Consider the following 16957-nt stretch of genomic DNA (forward strand, 5'->3'; position numbering starts at 1 on the left):
CGTTTTTGGGCCCAATAACGGGCCGCGAACTGCTGCGTAGTACTACGTATGAGAATTAAAAAAGTCGGCGCCCGCGCGGCGCGGGCGGGCCTCCTCAATGGGGACAACTACGTAGCTCCGGCCGCGACGGCGGCTACTTGGAGGACGGCCCTTCCCAAGCGCTTATTTCGGCGCGGCGCTCCCGGGCCACCAGCGCCAGCACCGCGGCATCGGGCCGCAGGCCGATGATGACGGCCGTGCCCCGCTCGCGGGCGTAGGGGTCGGCCACGGCGCCAAAGCGGCGGTAGCTGGCAAAATGCGGGGCCAGCTCGGGGTGGAGCTCGTCGTCGACGATGAGCACGGCCCGGCAATCTTCAACCGGCGGGTACCAGTAGATAAAGCTGCCGTTGAGGCTGTTGGCCGGCGGCAGTGGGTGGTGCCGGTTGAAGTAGTTGATGGCGCTGGCCTGGCCGTAGTTGGCGCAGTGGATGAGGGTGTGGGCGCGCACCGAATCGGGCAGGCTCTGGTAGGCGGCCCAGGTTTTGGCGGCCAGTTCGCGCCAGCCGCGCATGTCGGCGTAGTCCTGCGGCAGGGCGTGGTCCTGGCCGTCTTCCCAGCGGTAAAAGCCCAGCTTGGCAAACCGGGGACGCAGGGCCGCCATGGCCGCCGGGCCGCGCAACGGAAACAGAAACGGCGCGAAAAGCCCCACAAAGGCCAGCGGCAGCAGCACCAGCACCGGCTGCAGCACCCGCGGCCAGCGCAGGCCCAGGCGCGGCCCCAGGCGCGTCAGCCGCGTTTCCCAAAACGCCGCGCCGAAGGCAAACAGCGCCGGGTAGTAGCCCAGGGCGTAATAGTCCTTGCCGCTCAGCACGGCCAGCAGGCCCACGCCCAGCACCGTCACCCAGCCCACCGCCCGGTAGGGCCGGAAGGCGCGCCCCAGCAGCAGGGCCAGCAGCCCCGGCACCCACACCCACACGGCCGGCAGGCAAAACAGCAGCTGGGATTTCCAGAAATCGGCGGGGTCGACATGCACCAACTGGCTGGCTTTGAGCAGCGCCATGTGGTGCAGAAACGGAATGCCGTGGCGGAGCTGCCACAGCAGGTTGGGCAGCCAGAGCAGCAGCGCCAGGCCCGCCGCGCCCCAGAAGTGCCGGCTGAGCAGCAGGCGGCGGCCGGGCGTGAGCAGCAGCGCCCCGCCCAGCGCGGCCACGAAAAACAGCGTGGTGTACTTGTTCAGCAAGCCCAGGCCCAGCGCGGCCCCCAGCAGGTAGAGGTAGCGGGGGCGCTGCTCCTGCCCGTAGCACACCAACGCGTACAGCGCCAGCACAAACCCAAAGACCTCAAAGGAATTGGGCTGAAACAGCAGATTGAGCCGCGCAAAGGCCGTGCCCAGGTAGCAAGTGCCCGCCAGCGCCTGCGCAAACCAGCCGCCGCCCAGCCGCCCCGCCAGCCGCACCACCAGGTACACGGTGGCGGCGCCCCACAGAAACGGCCAGAAATGCACCCAGCCCTCCTGGCCGCCCAGCGCCAGCGTCACCCAGCCCTGCGCGGCAATGAGCGGCGGCACTTCCAAGTAGCCCCAGGCCAGGTGCTGGCCCTGGTTGAGGTAGAGGTATTCGTCGCGGTGCAGGTCGTAGTAAGAGCTGGTGAGCAAGTAGCCCGACACAAATTTGACCAGGGCAAAGGCGAGCGGCAGGAAGCGTTTCATGTCTGGCAAGGTAGCACCGGCGGCCTGCTGCGTTGTGCGGCAGCAAGCATCGCCTCCTTCATAATGGGCCACCAAAAGCCTGGTTTGGCGCCCGCCGGGTGCTACCTTTAGCCACCTCATTTTTCTCCTTGCCGCTGGCCAACCCGCTACCTATTTCATGATTTTTTACGGTTACAAGGGCACGCACGTGCGCACGGCCCCATTGCCCGGCGTGGCCTGTCCCTTCTGCGCCGCCACCGATACCCTGCACGTGAGCCTGTTCAGCCGCTACGCCCACGTCTACTACATCCCGCTGTTTCCCTTCAGCAAGCCGCTGGCGGCCGCCTGCACCAGCTGCCACATGAGCTGGGACAACAAAGCCCTGCCGGCGGCCCTGCAGGCGCCCCTGCGGGCCGTGAAGCAGGACACCCGCATGCCGCTCTGGACGTGGTCGGGCACGGCGTTGCTGCTGCTGGGCCTGGGCTGGGCCGCCGTGGCCGGCGCGCGCAACGACCGCGAAAACAACGCCTTCCTGGCCGCGCCCCACGTGGGCGACATCTACACGGTGCGCGCCAAGGACGACGACAAAAACTACTCGCTGCTGAAAGTGGTGGGCGTGAAAGGCCCCACCGTGGACGTGGTGGCCAACGAGTACGTCATCAACAACAACCACCCCATCGACGAGCTCAACGCGCCCAACAAATACAGCAAAGAGTCGTTTTCGCTGAGCCGGTTCGAGCTGCAAATCATGCAGAACAAAGGCCAGCTGACCGACGTGGACCGGCTGGAAGACTGAGGCCGCCCGGCTACCGCGGCCACAAGCCCGCCCAGCGCAGAAAGTCCTCCCCCACCTGGTCCCAGTAGAAATCGTCGTAGTTAATCTGGCCGTCTTTGAAGCCGAAGAAATTGTGCTCGCGGCCCGGGTACTCGCGAAAAGTGAAGTTGGTGCGGTGCTGCCGGGTGGCTTCGAGGCGCAGGTAGTCGTCGCCGGCCACGCCGTGGTCCAGCGTGCCGAAACCCACGAACACGGGCACCCGCGTGCGCAGCAGCACGGGCAGCTCCGAGGCGGCGAAGCCGTAGGTGTTGCGCGGGTCGTCGCCCTGGCAATCGGTGCGGGCAGGGTCGGCCACCACGGCTTGCCAGCGCCGAAAAATCCAGTTCACCGCGGCCGTGTCAGCCTCCTGCCGGGCCTCGGCCAGCATCGACATGAGCCGGCCCAGGGGGTTGCCGCTCAGGTACACGGCGCGGCTTACCAGCCCCGGCACCGCGGCCAGGTGCGCCACCACGGCCGTGCCCTGCGAGTGCCCGCCGATAACCACGCGGCCGGCCTCCACCCAGGGCTGTTTTTTCAGGAAGCGCAGCACGGCCTCGTCGCGCCGCACGTAGTAGTCGAGGTAATTGCGGGCGCAGTAGTAGGCCGGCGGCTGGCTCCGCTGGAAGATGACGTTGGGGTTTTTCCCGGTCACGTCGGCCGTCAGCGGGATGCCGGGCTTGCTGACGATGGCCAGGTGGCAGGTTTCGAGCACTTTTTTAGGGTGAAAGGGAAACACCGGGTAGGCCCCGCGCTGGTCGTAGAGCAGCAGCGGGGTGGGCAGCGAGCCCTGCACCCACAGCAACAAGGGCTTCCTGAGTTTCTCTTCGCCGGGCTTCGAGAGCAGCAGCACCTGCACGCTGTCGCGCCCGAACATCACCACCTGCCGCCGGTAGCCAAACTCCTCGACGGTGCGCGCGGTGGGGTTGGTTTGAGCATTGGCGGGCAGCGCCAGCCGGCCCAGCAGCAGCAGTAATAATCCCCAAAAGCGCATCATCTGGTCGCAAAAAGCCGGGGCAGTGGTGCCGGGGCGGCGCAAAGTCCGCGGTGAGGCCGTGGCGGTTGCATCCGGCCGTGTTTACGCTACGCGGAAGCTGCGGCCGGGCAACTTATCCGAGCAGCAACCCCTGAATGAACTCCATATAAGCCTCGCGCACGGGCAGCTCAAAATCGGTGTGCAGCTCGCGCCGCTGCGTTTGGGTGGTTTGCTGCGTCACCGGATTGTAGCCTTGCCGCTCAACCAGCTGCCAGTACAACCCAAGCCCCCGTTTCTGCCAGGCGGGCAAATTGTTGAAGTTGATGCCGCGCTGAAACAGCAGCTCGTGTTTCTCGGAAGTGCGCAGGCCGCTCACCTGGGTCGTGGCTCCTGCTTCGGTCGCGCCTTCGCCCCGCAACAGCCAGTAGCAGTGGGCGTTCAGGGAATTGCGCAGGGCGTCTTCGGCCCGCCACCGGAAATAATCCACCACGTCGGTGCGGCGCGGCAGCTGCGCAATGCGGCAGTCAAACGTGCCGAGGCTGCCCAGCAACAGCGAAAATTTCGCCGAAGCTTCGCCGGCCAAAATGCTCTGGTACTTGCGCAGCTTGCGGCCAAAGGTGTCTTCGGCGGGGTCCAGCAGCAGGGAAATTTCGTCGCTCTCGGTGTAGCCGTAGCGCACCCGAAACCCGCACTGCATGAGGTGCTGCACGGTGCCCACCATCAGGTCGCGGAACCGCTCGTCAAACGGCCGCTCAAACGCGTGCACTTCCTTGGTGAGGCGGGTGAAATTGCGGCCGTCGAGCCGGGCCACCAGGTAGAGGCCGGGCAGGGCGCAGTGGTCGTGGGCGGTTTCAAAAACCCGCAGGCGGGCGTCCAGTTCGTCAAATCTCATAGGTGCCAGGGCTCGACCACAAAGCGGCCATCGTCGTCAATGCGCACAAAGTACAGCTCTTCGAAGCCTTCGGCGTAGCTCGGCAGCTCCAGCCGGGCCCGCGTGCCGCGAATGCCGGCAGCGGGCACCTGCTCGGCCGGCGCCCGCTGCCGGTTGCGCAGCAGCGCGGCCTCGGCCGAGGAGCTGAAATAATAGCCGATGACGGCGTAGCCCGCCGCCTTGGCCGGCCCGATGTAGCGCTGGCGCTCCGCGGCGGTGGGGTTGGTGTTGTCGACGGCAAACCGGGCCTGGGTTTCGAGGCAAAACTGCAGCAACCGGGCTTCGCGGTGGCGCGTGCGCAGCAAGTCGAGGCTGATGCGCACGTGCGAATTCAGAAACCGCTGGCAGTAAAACGTGCTTTTGCCACTGGCCTGGATGCCGCAAAAAATGAGCGCCTGCATAGAAATTAAGGGGAGAGCCAGGGCACCGAAATGCCGTAAACTCTTTGCAAGAAAACCACGCTAGCCCAATTCGGGCAGTTGCACCAGCCGCAGGTAGTCGCCCAGCCCGGCGGGCTTCTGGAAGACGTGGATGAAGAGGATGGAATCCTCGCCGCGGCTGCGCCAGATTTCGGCAAAAAAGCCCTCCACCGCAAACAGCGTCAGGTCGAAGCTGTCTTCCTGGCGCTCGGCCAGGCAGGTGCCGTGCCGGGCGAGGTGCTCGGCCTGGCGGCGCTGGTGCAGGGCTTTGAAGTCGGCGAAAGTCATGGCAGCAGAAGGGCGACGGGAAAGGGCAGCCGCAAGGATATGGAATAACGAATATTATTGCTAGGTTGCACCAAATTTAGCCACCAGGAAACCGACCGCATCATGGGCCTCTTCGACTTTATTCGCAACGAACTGATTGAGATTATCGACTGGGTTGACAACTCAACCGATACCGTCATCTGGAAATTTCCGGACCACGAAAACAATCTCAAAAACGGCGCCCAGCTTACCGTGCGCGAGTCGCAGGTGGCCATCCTGATGGACCAGGGCCGCATTGCCGACGTGTACGGGCCCGGCCGCTACGAGCTCAGCACCGCCAACATGCCCGTGCTCACCACCCTGCGCGGCTGGAAATATGGCTTTGACTCGCCGTTTAAAGTCGACGTCTACTTCGTGTCGACCAAGCAGTTCACCAACCTGAAATGGGGCACGCCCAACCCGGTGATTCTGCGCGACCCGGAGTTCAAGCAGGTGCGCATCCGCGCCTTTGGCACCTTCGCCCTGCGCGTGACCGAGGCCGCCAAGTTCCTGCAGGAATTTGCCGGCACCAACTCGCTGGTGCGCATTTCGGACGTGGAAGGGCAGCTGCGCTCGGCCATCGTCAACAAGTTTTCGGACACCCTGGCCGAGGCCAACGTCTCGGTGCTCGACCTGGCCCGCAACTACCAGGAACTGGGCGAGCGGTTGCGCCCGCTGCTGCAAGATGATTTCGGTGCCTACGGCTTAGAGCTCACGCGCTTCTACCTCGAAAATGCCAGCTTGCCGGCCGAAGTCGAAGCCTTCCTGGACAAGACCTCCCAGATGAACATGGCCGGCGACATGGCCCGCTTCCAGCAGTTTCAGGCCGGCCTGGCCGTGGAAAAAGCGGCCGAGCAGGACGGTGGCATCGGCGGGGCGGCGGTGCTGCTGGGTGGCCTGGGCAACATGATGGGCAACGCCACTGCGCCCGCTGCCCAAGCCCCCGCCACCCCGCCCGCCGGCGCCGACCGCGAGCAGGTGATGAAGCTGCTGCGCGACCTCGGTCAGCTGAAAGCCGACGGTATTCTAACCCCGGAGGAGTTCGACGCCAAAAAAGCGGAGCTGCTGGCGCGGCTGTAAAACTTACTGAAACAGAGCGTCATGCTGAGCTGGTCGAAGCGTCTCGCGTGCAAGAGTAACTAATTACCATTGCACGCGAGATGCTTCGACCAGCTCAGCATGACGGCCTACTTGCCTCAACCCAAACCCACCCTACCCCGCCATGGACCCCGCCACTGAAGCAACCCTGCGTCAGCTACGCGAGAAGGATTTGCTGCGCGCGCCTTGCCCCGGCTGCGGCTCGCAGCTGGCTTTCCAGGCCGACACGCAGCAGCTGGGCTGCGGCCACTGCGGCGCCACGCAAGCCCTGACGTTCAGCCGCAACCGGCTCGTTGAAAACCGGCTCGATGGCCTGCTCGTCAACCACGAGTTGAACCCGGCTCTGCTCACCGAGCAGCAGCTGTTCAGCTGCCCGAGCTGCGGGGCCCGCACCCGCGTGGCGGCCGACCAGCCGACGCTGAGCTGTGGCTTTTGCGGCAGCCGCGCCATCAACCCCGAAGCCCAGCGCACCCGGCTGATTGAGCCGGCCGGCGTGCTGCCGTTTCGCCTGAGCCGGACGGCGGCCACCGACCGATTTCGCGGCTGGATTGGCACGAGCTGGCTGGCGCCGAACGACCTCGCCAAAGCCGCCAACCTGGATAATTTGCACGGCATCTACCTGCCATTCTGGACGTTTGATGCGCAGGCGCACTCCGACTGGGACGGCGAGCGGGGCGACTATTACTACGTGACGGTGAGCAGCACCGACGGCAAGGGCCGCAGCGTGACCCGGCAGGAGCGCCGCACCCGCTGGACGTATCGCAACGGCGTGCACGACTGCTTTTACGACGACGTGCTCACGCTGGCCTCGCGCAGCCTGACCCACCAGCAGAAGCACGTGGACGAGGTGCTGAACTACGACCTGCAGCAAGTGGTGGACTACGACGCGCGCGTGCTGCTGGGCTGGGAAGCCGAAGTATATGCCATCGACCTGGCCGAGGGCCTGGACCTGGCCCGTGCCACCGTGCGCGAACGGGAGGAAGCCGCCTGCTCCAAGCTGCTGGGCGGCGACACCCAGCGCGGCCTGCGCGTGGACACCACGTTCAGTGAGGAGTCGTTTAAGCATCTGCTGCTGCCGCTGTGGCTGTGCGCGTATACCTACCGCGGCAAGCTTTACCATTTTCTGGTGAACGGGCAGACGGGGAAGGTGAGCGGCTCGCGGCCCCTCTCCTTCTGGAAAGTGCTGCTGCTGGTGCTGCTCGGGCTGCTGGTGGGCGGCCTGGCCCTCTACGCCTGGAACGACTCCAAAAGCCACACCACCATCACCACGCATCTCGAGTACCGGCACTAGGCTGCCAGAACGAGGTAGAGACGCAATATTTTGCGTCTCGTCGTTGAACGACCGGCACCGTGCCGTTCGGGCATCGTTCGAACGTCCTCGTTCAACGACAAGACGCAACCTGTTGCGTCTCTACCTTCGCGCCGCGTTTTTACGGGCGGCGCCCGGACTTTTCTTATGAATACTTTTCGCTTTCCCCACCCGCTGGTGTTGCTGGTGAGCTTCATCATGCTGGCGGCGGCACTGAGCTACGTGCTGCCCGCCGGCCAGTTTGCCCGCCAGAAAAACAAAGCTACTGGCCGCGAGGTGGTGGTGTCCGGCTCCTACCAGCGCGTGGAACGCACCCCCGTCAGTCCGCTCGACATGCTGGTCGACATTCCCAAGGGCATGGCCGACGCGGCGGGCGTCATCTTCCTGATTTTCCTGGCCGGTGGGGCCTTCACCGTGCTCGACCAGACCGGCGCCCTGCGCCACGGCGTGGACTGGCTGCTGGCCCGCGCCCACGGCCGCGAGGTGCTCGTCATCCCCATCATCAGCCTGCTTTTCGCCACCATGGGCGCCCTGGAAAACATGGGCGAGGAAATAGTGGCTCTAATACCCGTGTTGCTCGTGCTCATGCGCCGGCTGGGCTATCCCGTCATCACGGCAGTGGCGGCCAGTCTGGGCGCGGCCATCGTAGGGGCCGCGTTCAGCCCAATAAATCCCTTCCAGGTCGGCGTGGCCCAGAAGCTGGCGCACCTGCCGCTACTCTCCGGCGGCGGCTACCGGCTGGCGCTGCTGCTGCCGGCCGTGGCGCTCTGGATTGCGGGCGTGATGCGCCACGCCATTCGCCACCGCGTGGCGCCGGAAATCACCGCCGAAGAAGTGGCCGCTGATGCCCGGGGCGCCGGCCGCCACGGCCTGGTGCTGCTGTTGCTGCTGGTGTGCTTCAGCATTTTTGGCTATGGGGTGGTGAGTTTGGGCTGGGACTTCGACCAGATGGGCGCGCTGTTTTTCGTGCTGGGTGTGGGGGCCGGGCTGCTGGGCGGCCTGGGGCTGTCGGGCACGGCCGAGGGCTTTGTGACGGGCTTCCGCGACATTGCCTTTTCGGCGCTGTTGATTGGGTTTGCGCGGGCCATTTTCGTGGTGCTGGAGCAGGGCCACATCGTCGATACCATCGTGCAGGGCATGTCGGCGCCGCTGGCGCATTTGCCGGTCACGCTCTCGGCCCTGGGCATGATGGCGGTGCAAACCGCGCTGCACCTGCCCGTGCCCAGCGTGAGCGGGCAAGCCACGCTCACCATGCCGCTGTTCGCGCCGCTGGCCGACCTCATTGGGCTCTCGCGCCAGGTGGTGGTGCTGGCGTTTCAGTACGCGGCCGGGCTGTGCGAGCTCATCACACCCACCAACGGCTCGCTGCTGGCCATTCTGGCCATCTGCAAGCTGCGGTTTGATGAGTGGCTGCGCTACGTGTGGCCGCTGTATGCGCTGCTGCTGGCGCTGGGCGCGGCGGGCGTGGTGGCCGGCATCTGGCTGGGGGTGTGATGCTTATGGCTTAATCAAGCAATTAAACTCGTCTGTCATCCTGAGCGCAGCGAAGGACCTTCTCACGTTGAAATGCTTTATGCAAATGTGAGAAGGTCCTTCGCTGCGCTCAGGATGACAGGCAATTTCTATCCTATTAATCAATTTAATCAATCTGCCCGCAGCTCGCTGGCCTGGAAAATGCGCGGGAGCTTGCGCTTGCGCTCCACAATCTGGAAGGAGGCGGTGTCGGTGGCTTCGTCCCAAAACACGTCGGACACTTGACCGAAGTGGCGGTACTGGCCGGGCTGGGACGTCACTTCCTCCACGGCATCGCCGAAGCTGAACTTGGGCTTGTGGTAAATTTCTTTGAACAGCTCGGGGCGCACGAGGAACTGCTGCTCGTCGTAGCGAATGGTTATCCACTCGCCGTCTTCGTCTTCGCTGATTTTTTCGAAGAGCTTGCCCACGGGTTCGAGCAGCTCGAAGGAGCGACGGTTGGCGGGGTGAATGTAGCGGAAGCCGTAGTCGGGCGACCAGCCGTAGAGGCCAAAAATAACGGGTTTGGGACGGGGCATGGGCAGGATAAACGCGGGGCAAATATTATTCACAAAACACCGGCCGGCCCGTTGAAGTTGCCGCGGAAGGGGTTTTAGCCCGGCTTTGGTGCCGGGGCCAGGTGCCCAGCGGCGTGGGCCAGCAGGCGGTCGCGGTGGGCGGGGCCTTCGTGCAAGTCGGCGAAGGCAATGCGGTGGGTCTGGCCATCGGTGCAGCGCACCAGCGCATCGGCGGGGCCGGCGGGCTCCACGGCGGCCACTTCGGCCCAGCGCAGGCGGTGGGCCCGGCCCAGGCGCGAGGTGCGCACGGCAAAGCCCGCGGGGTGCAGGTGCAGAAACAGGCGGCCATCCAGTTGCCTCATCCGAAAGGCCAGCACCACGAAAACGGCCGCAATGGCCGCATACAGCCACGGCAGCACGTGCAAGCGGTGGGGCTGGCCCGCCAGTTCGGCCTCGTGGTGCCGGTGCCAGATGTGGTAGCTTTCGAGGGCCAGAATGGCAGCGGCGGCCAGTTCCAGCCAGGCCACCGGCTCGCGGTGGTGGGGGTTGTGGCGCAGCAGCCGCCACTCGCGCACCATGAGCACGAGGTAGGCGGCGCCGATGAGCACCTCCAGCGCACGCAGAAGCGTGAAGGGCTCGTCGCCGCCCAGCACCGGCGCAATGCCAAACAACAGCACCACGGCCGGCCCGAAGTGCCCGAACGATTTGCCCACCTGCTGCCGGGCGTGGCGGCGGTGGTAGAGCGTGGTGCATTCCTCAGCAGCGGGCGAAGTAGTCGGGTCCATGCCCGCAAAGTCGGCAGAATTTGGCAAACGCTGCGGCCGGGTAGGCGGCGTGGCCTGGCCCGCTTCCGGCGCCCCGCCCGGGCCCGCGCAGCCAAAAGCTCATCCATTCCGTATAACCCCGCTACCTACTGCCCAGCATCGGCCGCATTTTCGGCTGCCCGGGCAGCGGGCTTTGCTTTTTTCGATGCCCCCCGTTTCTGCTTCCACCCCCGCGCCCCGCGCCAAAACCTCCGCTTCCCCTTCCGCCGCTCAGGCCCACGCCGGGCCCGCCCCGCAGCCCGGCATGGGCGCCGTGCCCCACGCCGGCGGCACCACTTTCCGGATGTGGGCGCCCCACGCCGAGGCGGTTTCCGTCGTCGGCACTTTCAACGACTGGGACGCGCAAAAAAACCCGCTGCAACTAGAAGGCGACGGCTACTGGGCCACCGACGTGCCCGCGGCCAAGCCCGGTGACGAGTACAAGTACCACCTCACCAACGGCCAAAACCAGTTCGACCGCAACGACCCCTACGCCCGGCAAGTGACCAACTCGGCCGGCGCCTCGGTGGTGCACGACCCGCATTTCGACTGGGCCGACGACGAGTTCCACATGCCGGCCTGGAACGAGCTGGTGATTTACGAGCTGCACGTGGGCACCTTCAACGCGCCCGATGCCGATAAAGTCGGCACCTTCGCCAGCGTAGCCGAAAAGCTGCCCTACCTGCGCGATTTGGGCATTAATTGCATTGAGTTGCTGCCGGCTACGGAGTTTCCGGGCAGCCGCTCGTGGGGGTATAATCCCTCGAACCCGTTTGCGCTGGAAAGCGACTACGGCGGGCCGGTGGCCTTCAAAGAGCTGGTGAAGCAGGCCCACCGGCACGGCATTGCGGTGGTGCTCGACGTGGTGTACAACCACTTCGGCCCCGGCGATTTGGACTTATGGCAATTTGATGGCTGGAGCGAGAACGACGGCGGCGGCATCTACTTCTACAACGACTGGAAGGCCGAAACGCCTTGGGGCCACAACCGCCCCGACTACGGCCGCCCCGAAGTGCGCCAGTACATCCGCGACAACGCCCTGATGTGGCTGCAGGAATACCGCGTGGACGGCCTGCGGGCCGACGCCATTGCCTTCATCCGCAACGTGAAGGGCGAGGAAAACCCCGGCGACGACCTGCCCGAGGGCTGGAGCCTGATGCGCTGGATAAACGAGGAAATCGACCAGACCATGCCCTGGAAAATCACCATTGCCGAGGACATGCGCGGCAACGCCGGCATCACCGAAAGCGTGGCCAACGGCGGCCAGGGCTTCGATTCGCAGTGGGACTCCTCCTTTGTGTACCCCATCGTAAAAGCCCTCACCACGCCCACCGACGCCGACCGCAACATGCCGGCCGTGGCCGAGGCCATTTCGGAATCATACAACGGCGACGCCTTCCGCCGCGTCATCTACACCGAAAGCCACGACGAAGTGGCCAACGGCAAAAGCCGCGTGGCCGAGGAAATCATGCCCGGCGACGCCAGCAGCTACTTTTCCAAGAAGCGCACCACCCTGGGCGCCGCGCTGGTGCTCACCGCGCCCGGCATCCCGATGCTCTTCCAGGGCCAGGAGTTTCTGGCCGAGGGCGAGTTCAACGACGCCGAGCCGCTGCAGTGGGCCGACGTGGACGCCCGCCCCGGCCTGGTGAACCTGTACCGCGACCTGATTGCGCTGCGCCGCAACTTCCGGGGCCAGACGCGGGGCCTGGGCGGGCAGCACACCCACGTTTTTCACGTCAACAACGAGGAGAAACTGGTGGCCTTCGCCCGCTGGGCCAACGGCGACGGCGGCCCCAACGACACCACGGTGGTCATCGCCAACTTCGCCAACGCGGCCCGCGACAACTACACCCTCGGCCTGCCCGCCCCCGGCCGCTGGACGGTGCGCTTCAACAGCGACTGGCGCGGCTACGACGGCGAATTTTCCGACTTCGACAGCTTCGGCCTCGACGCCGTGGCCGGCGAGTACGACGGCTACGCCTGGCACGGCAGCATCGGGCTGGCGCCGTACGCGGTGCTGGTTTTGTCGCAGGATTAAAAAGCCGGAATTACAAAAAGGCCCGTGCAGCGGTTTTCCGGCACGGCCGCTCGGGCCTTTGGGGGCTGAATTGGACGCTAGCTCTTACGGGAACCACGGTGCATTTCCCTTCTTTGGCGGCGCCCAACCAAGCGGCCGTGCGCTGTCCAGTTGATACCTTTTGGCGGCGCTTCTGCCCTTTCGCCGTTTCTTTGCCTCATGGCCAATACCACCGCGAAAACCATCAACCGCCCCGCTTCCGAACTACAAAATGCGGCCTTCATCCTCGCCGGCGTGTTCGCGGCCGCGTTCGGCTTAAAGGCCTTCCTGCTCTCCAGCCACTTCATCGACGGCGGCGTCACGGGCGTGTCGATGCTGGTGGCGGCGGCGCTGCGCCTGCCGCTGGCCGTGCTGCTGTTGGTCATCAACCTGCCCTTCGTGGCACTGGGCTACCGGCAGATGGGCCGCCGCTTTGCCGTGCGCAGCGCCATTGGCATTGGTGGGCTGGCGCTGGTGCTGGCCTTCGTGCCCTTCCCTGATATCACCTCCGACCGCCTGCTCACGGCCGTGTTTGGCGGCGTGTTCATCGGGGCGGGCATTGGGCTGGCCATGCGCGGCGGCGCCGTGCTCGATGGCACCGAAATTGCCGCCCTGCTCGTGAGCCGCCACTTGGTGCTCCTCAAAGTCAGCGACATCATCCTGATTCTGAACGTCATCATTTTCGGCGTGGCCGTGTGGGTGCTCGGCACCGAGCCGGCGCTGTACTCCATGCTCACTTACTTCGCAGCCTCCCGCGTGATGGAATTCGTGCTCAACGGCATCGAGCAATACACCGGCGTTACCATCGTCTCCGAGCACAGCGAATCCATCCGGCTGGCCATCACCGAGGGCCTGGGGCGCGGCGTGACGCTCTACCAGGGCAAGGCCGGCTTCGGCAAGCGCGGCGAGCAGCTGAACGAGCGCGACATCGTCTTCACCGTCGTCACCCGCCTGGAATTGCCCCAGCTCCACGCCGAAATTCAGCGCATCGACCCGCACGCTTTCGTGGTGCAGTATGGCATTGACGACGCGCAGGGCGGCATCATCAAGAAGCGGCCGCTGCACTAGGGGCAGGATTTATCTGAGGAAAAAACCGTCATGTCGAGCTTGTCGGGACATCTCGCGTGCAGTACCAACTCAATTGGATTAGTGCTGGCACGCAAGATGTCTCGACAAGCTCGACATGACGGGCTATTAGCTCTTCTTCAGTAGCTTAAATGCGTGCTGCCAGTCATTATTCCGAAAGCCCGGAATGCACCACAGCAGGCACAGCGGCTCGATGGCGCGGGCGGCTTCGGCCCCGCCCATGTCCTCCGCTTCGTAGCCGAAGGCCCGGATGAGTTCGGCGGCCTCCGCCTTGGCCCCGTCATCATTCCCGCAGATAAACATGGTGGGCGTGAGGCCGCCGAAGTCGGGGTTCACTATCACGGCCGCGCCCACGCTGTTGAAGGCCTTCACAAAATGCGCGCCGGGCACGGCCTGCTGGCACTGCTCCATCAGCGACTCATCGAAGCTGGTAGTGAAGTGCAGCACGCCGTTTTGCGGCGGCACATCGGAAATCGGGTTGGTGGTGTCGAGGATGGTTTTGCCGGCCAACGCGCCGGGGTCCAGCGCGCGCAGCAGGTGCGGCGCCACCGCGCCCTTCACGGCCAGCACCAGCACATCGCCAAAAGCCGCGGTGGCCGCGAAGTTGCCCATCTGGCCGGTGGGGCCGGCGTTGGCGTGCCAGGCGCGCAGCTTGTCGGGGTGCTCGGTGCCAAGCATCACGGCGTGGCCGCGCTGCAAAAAACCATCGGCCAGCGTGGTGGCCACCACGCCGGAGCCCAGAATTCCAATGTTTTTCATGGCAGTTCCTTAGTTGAAAAGTAACAGCCAATATATGAATTATACCGTAGCTTGGTCGTAGCGCTCGTCAGCCAGGCCGGGCCAGGCGCCTTCAAACAGGAATTCGGCCAGTGGCTTGCGGGTGCGCGGGGCCAGTTCCTTCTCGCGCAGGGCATCGGGCAGGGCGGCCGGGTCGCCGGGGTAGCCGAGGGTGAACACGGCCACGGGCTCGTAGCCGGCCGGAATGTTGAAGGCGGCGCGCAGCTTGTCGGGTGAGAAGCCGGCCATTTGGTGCACCTGCAGGCCCAGCTCCGTGGCCTGAATGGCCATGGTGGCCGTGGCCTGGCCCACGTCGTGCCGGGCCCAGGCGTTGGGGTTGTCGTCGTGCGAGAAGGTGAGCTTGGCAATGCTTATGCCCAGCACCGGCGCGTTTTTGGCCCACACCTGGTTGAATTCGCCCATGCTGGTCAGGATTTTAGCAAACGCCTCGGGGCTGCCGGCCTGGGTGCCCACGAGGTAGCGCCAGGGCTGCTCGCCAAAGCAGGAGGCCGCCGACGAGGCCGCCGTGAAGACCTGGTGCAGGGTCTCGGCCGGCACGGGCTGGGGGCTATAAGCGCGGGGGCTGCGGCGCTGGGTGAGCACCGGCAGGATGGCGGTTTCGAGGGTGAGGACGTTGGTGGTGTCGGACATCGGGAGCACTGAATAAGGATGAATTTGAATTGCAAGGCGGGTAACCGGCGCCGGGGCGCGAAGTTTTGCCACGGCCGAGGTACCTACGGGGCGCTGCCCGAAAAACTGCTGCCCACGGTGGCATCTAACGGCCAACCGGCTTACCTTTCGCCGCGTTCTTACCCTCGTACTCCTTCCTTGCCCGCCCGTATGCTCCCGCAGTCCAATGCCCCCGAAGTCCTGTTTCCCGATTCGCTGCTGGTCGAAGTGGCCTGGGAAGTCTGCAACCAGGTGGGCGGCATCTACACAGTCATCCGCTCGAAAGTGCCGGCCACCGTGCCCGCCTGGGGCAGCCGCTACTGCCTGGTGGGCCCCTACTTCCCCAACATGGCCCAGGGCGAGTTCGAGGCCTTCGACGACCTGACCGTGCACACCGCTTCCGACCCCTTCGGCGCGGCCGTGCGCACCATGCGCGCCCAGGGCTACGACGTGTGCTACGGCACCTGGCTCGTGACGGGCCGGCCCCGCGTGGTACTTATCAACCCGTTTCAGGCTTATAACAAGCTCGGCGAGCTGAAATCGGACCTCTGGCAGCGCCACGGCATTCCCTCGCCGGATAATGACGACCTCTTGCACCAGGTCATTGCCTTTGGGCACCTCACCACCATCTTCTTTCAGCACGTGGCGGCCCAGGTGAAGCCCAAGCAGCGCCTATTGGGCCACTTCCACGAGTGGATGACCGGCGTGGCCATTCCGGAGCTGCGCCGCCTGCAGGTGCCGGCCCACCTGCTTTTCACCACCCACGCCACGCTACTGGGCCGCTACCTGGCCATGAACGACCCCGATTTTTACGACCACCTGATGTGGGTGAACTGGGAAAACGAGGCCAAGCACTTCAACATCGAGCCGGCCGTGAAGATGGAGCGCGCCGCCGCCCACGGCAGCCACGTCTTCACCACCGTGAGCGAGCTAACGGTGCGCGAGTGCATTTATCTATTAGACAGAATACCCGATGCGGTGCTGCCCAACGGCCTCAACATCGAGCGTTTCGTGGCCCTGCACGAGTTCCAGAACCTGCACCAGCAGTACAAGGCCAAAATTCACGAATTCGTAATGGCCCACTTTTTCCAGTCGTACGCTTTCGACCTCGACCGGACGCTGTATTTCTTCACTTCGGGCCGCTACGAGTACCACAACAAAGGCTTCGACCTGACCCTCGAAGCCCTGGCCCGCCTCAACCACCGCCTGCAGCAAAGTGGGCTGGACGGCCAGGTGGTGATGTTTTTCATCACCAAGCGCCCTTACACCAGCATCAACCCGCAGGTGCTGGAACGCCGCGCCCTGCTGGATGAAGTGCACGAAACCTGCCAAGCCATCGAGCGGCAGGTGGGTGAGCGCCTGTTCTACGCCGCCGCCGCCAGCCAGGACCACAAGCTGCCCGACCTCAGCAACATGGTGGACGACTACTGGCGCCTGCGCTACCGCCGCACCCTGCAAAGCTGGAAAACCAACACCCTGCCGCCCGTCATCACCCACAACCTGGTGAACGACCAGGACGACGACATTCTGAACTTCATGCGCCGGGCCAGCCTGCTCAACCACAAGCACGACCGGGTGAAAATGGTGTACCACCCCGATTTCGTGTCGCCGGCCTCGCCCCTGCTGGGCATGGAGTACGGGCAGTTTGTGCGCGGCTGCCACCTGGGCGTGTTCCCGAGCTACTACGAGCCCTGGGGCTACACCCCGCTCGAATGCGTGGCCCGCGGCGTGCCCGCCATCACCTCCGACCTGTCCGGCTTCGGCGACTACGTGCTCGAAACCATCCCGGAGCCCGAATCGAAAGGCATTTTCGTGGTCCACCGCCAGGAAAAATCCTTCGACGAGTCGGCCGAGGAGCTCTGCAACATGATGTGGGACTTCGTGCTGCTCAACCGCCGCGAGCGCATCATGCAGCGCAACGCCGTGGAAAGCTCGGCGGAGCTGTTCGACTGGAAAAACCTGCGCGTGCACTACGACCGGGCGTATGCCTTGGCGTTGGAGCGGCAATAACAACTGACAT

Annotated in this window: 16 protein-coding genes; 7 read left to right on the plus strand and 9 right to left on the minus strand. The window is 64.8% G+C overall.

The window, feature by feature from the left end; genetic code table 11:
* Positions 1-133: 133 nt before the first annotated feature.
* The gene (locus tag I2H31_RS23635) at positions 134-1687 is read right to left on the minus strand and encodes a glycosyltransferase family 39 protein (RefSeq protein ID WP_196295532.1); all 1554 of its coding nucleotides are present in this window, start codon (positions 1685-1687) and stop codon (positions 134-136) included.
* 157 nt (positions 1688-1844) lie between these two features.
* On the opposite strand from I2H31_RS23635, the gene I2H31_RS23640 reads away from it, so the two are divergent.
* Entirely contained in the window at positions 1845-2462 is a 618-nt protein-coding gene (locus I2H31_RS23640; protein WP_196295533.1) for a S26 family signal peptidase, read from the plus strand.
* A 10-nt stretch (positions 2463-2472) separates the two neighbouring features.
* Here the strand turns inward: I2H31_RS23640 and I2H31_RS23645 are convergent, their stop codons facing one another.
* The 4 genes from I2H31_RS23645 to I2H31_RS23660 all read right to left on the minus strand — a co-directional run bounded on the left by I2H31_RS23645 (position 2473) and on the right by I2H31_RS23660 (position 5091).
* Entirely contained in the window at positions 2473-3474 is a 1002-nt protein-coding gene (locus I2H31_RS23645; protein ID WP_196295534.1) for an alpha/beta hydrolase family protein, read from the minus strand.
* A gap of 112 nt (positions 3475-3586) precedes the next feature.
* On the minus strand, positions 3587-4345 hold the full coding sequence (locus I2H31_RS23650; protein ID WP_196295535.1) for a tRNA(His) guanylyltransferase Thg1 family protein: 759 nt from the start codon (positions 4343-4345) through the stop codon (positions 3587-3589).
* Entirely contained in the window at positions 4342-4785 is a 444-nt protein-coding gene (locus I2H31_RS23655; protein ID WP_196295536.1) for an AAA family ATPase, read from the minus strand. The genes I2H31_RS23650 and I2H31_RS23655 overlap by 4 nt, the downstream gene beginning before the upstream one ends.
* Before the next feature lie 60 nt (positions 4786-4845).
* Positions 4846-5091 carry a hypothetical protein gene (locus I2H31_RS23660; protein WP_196295537.1) on the minus strand — a complete coding sequence of 82 codons (246 nt, stop codon included), beginning with the start codon at positions 5089-5091 and terminating at the stop codon, positions 4846-4848.
* A 102-nt stretch (positions 5092-5193) separates the two neighbouring features.
* On the opposite strand from I2H31_RS23660, the gene I2H31_RS23665 reads away from it, so the two are divergent.
* The 3 genes from I2H31_RS23665 (at position 5194) to I2H31_RS23675 (ending at position 9010) form a co-directional block, all read left to right on the plus strand.
* Positions 5194-6189, plus strand: a complete 996-nt coding sequence (locus I2H31_RS23665) for an SPFH domain-containing protein (RefSeq protein WP_196295538.1) — start codon at positions 5194-5196, stop codon at positions 6187-6189.
* Between the two features lie 142 nt (positions 6190-6331).
* Positions 6332-7498: a primosomal protein N' (replication factor Y) - superfamily II helicase gene (locus I2H31_RS23670; RefSeq protein WP_196295539.1), complete on the plus strand. Its 1167-nt coding sequence runs from the start codon at positions 6332-6334 to the stop codon at positions 7496-7498.
* Between the two features lie 165 nt (positions 7499-7663).
* Positions 7664-9010, plus strand: a complete 1347-nt coding sequence (locus I2H31_RS23675) for a YfcC family protein (protein ID WP_196295540.1) — start codon at positions 7664-7666, stop codon at positions 9008-9010.
* 149 nt (positions 9011-9159) lie between these two features.
* On the opposite strand, the gene I2H31_RS23680 is transcribed toward I2H31_RS23675, so the two are convergent.
* Complete coding sequence (locus I2H31_RS23680) at positions 9160-9567, minus strand: DUF6960 family protein (RefSeq protein ID WP_196295541.1); 408 nt, start codon at positions 9565-9567, stop codon at positions 9160-9162.
* A gap of 74 nt (positions 9568-9641) precedes the next feature.
* Entirely contained in the window at positions 9642-10331 is a 690-nt protein-coding gene (locus I2H31_RS23685; RefSeq protein ID WP_196295542.1) for a hypothetical protein, read from the minus strand.
* A gap of 184 nt (positions 10332-10515) precedes the next feature.
* Here I2H31_RS23685 and I2H31_RS23690 point away from each other — a divergent pair, with 184 nt between their 5' ends.
* Together I2H31_RS23690 and I2H31_RS23695 are read left to right on the plus strand one after the other, a co-directional pair.
* Entirely contained in the window at positions 10516-12387 is a 1872-nt protein-coding gene (locus tag I2H31_RS23690; RefSeq protein WP_230688020.1) for an alpha-amylase family glycosyl hydrolase, read from the plus strand.
* A gap of 198 nt (positions 12388-12585) precedes the next feature.
* Positions 12586-13473: a YitT family protein gene (locus I2H31_RS23695; protein ID WP_196295543.1), complete on the plus strand. Its 888-nt coding sequence runs from the start codon at positions 12586-12588 to the stop codon at positions 13471-13473.
* Between the two features lie 126 nt (positions 13474-13599).
* Here the strand turns inward: I2H31_RS23695 and I2H31_RS23700 are convergent, their stop codons facing one another.
* Together I2H31_RS23700 and I2H31_RS23705 are read right to left on the minus strand one after the other, a co-directional pair.
* Complete coding sequence (locus I2H31_RS23700) at positions 13600-14250, minus strand: NADPH-dependent F420 reductase (RefSeq protein ID WP_196295544.1); 651 nt, start codon at positions 14248-14250, stop codon at positions 13600-13602.
* Between the two features lie 39 nt (positions 14251-14289).
* Positions 14290-14919, minus strand: a complete 630-nt coding sequence (locus I2H31_RS23705) for a nitroreductase family protein (RefSeq protein ID WP_196295545.1) — start codon at positions 14917-14919, stop codon at positions 14290-14292.
* A 189-nt stretch (positions 14920-15108) separates the two neighbouring features.
* Here I2H31_RS23705 and I2H31_RS23710 point away from each other — a divergent pair, with 189 nt between their 5' ends.
* Positions 15109-16947: a glycosyltransferase gene (locus I2H31_RS23710; protein WP_196295546.1), complete on the plus strand. Its 1839-nt coding sequence runs from the start codon at positions 15109-15111 to the stop codon at positions 16945-16947.
* The last annotated feature ends 10 nt before the right edge of the window (positions 16948-16957 follow it).

The organism is Hymenobacter ruricola, from assembly GCF_015694525.1.
In the GTDB taxonomy this organism is placed as follows: Bacteria; Bacteroidota; Bacteroidia; order Cytophagales; family Hymenobacteraceae; genus Hymenobacter; species Hymenobacter ruricola.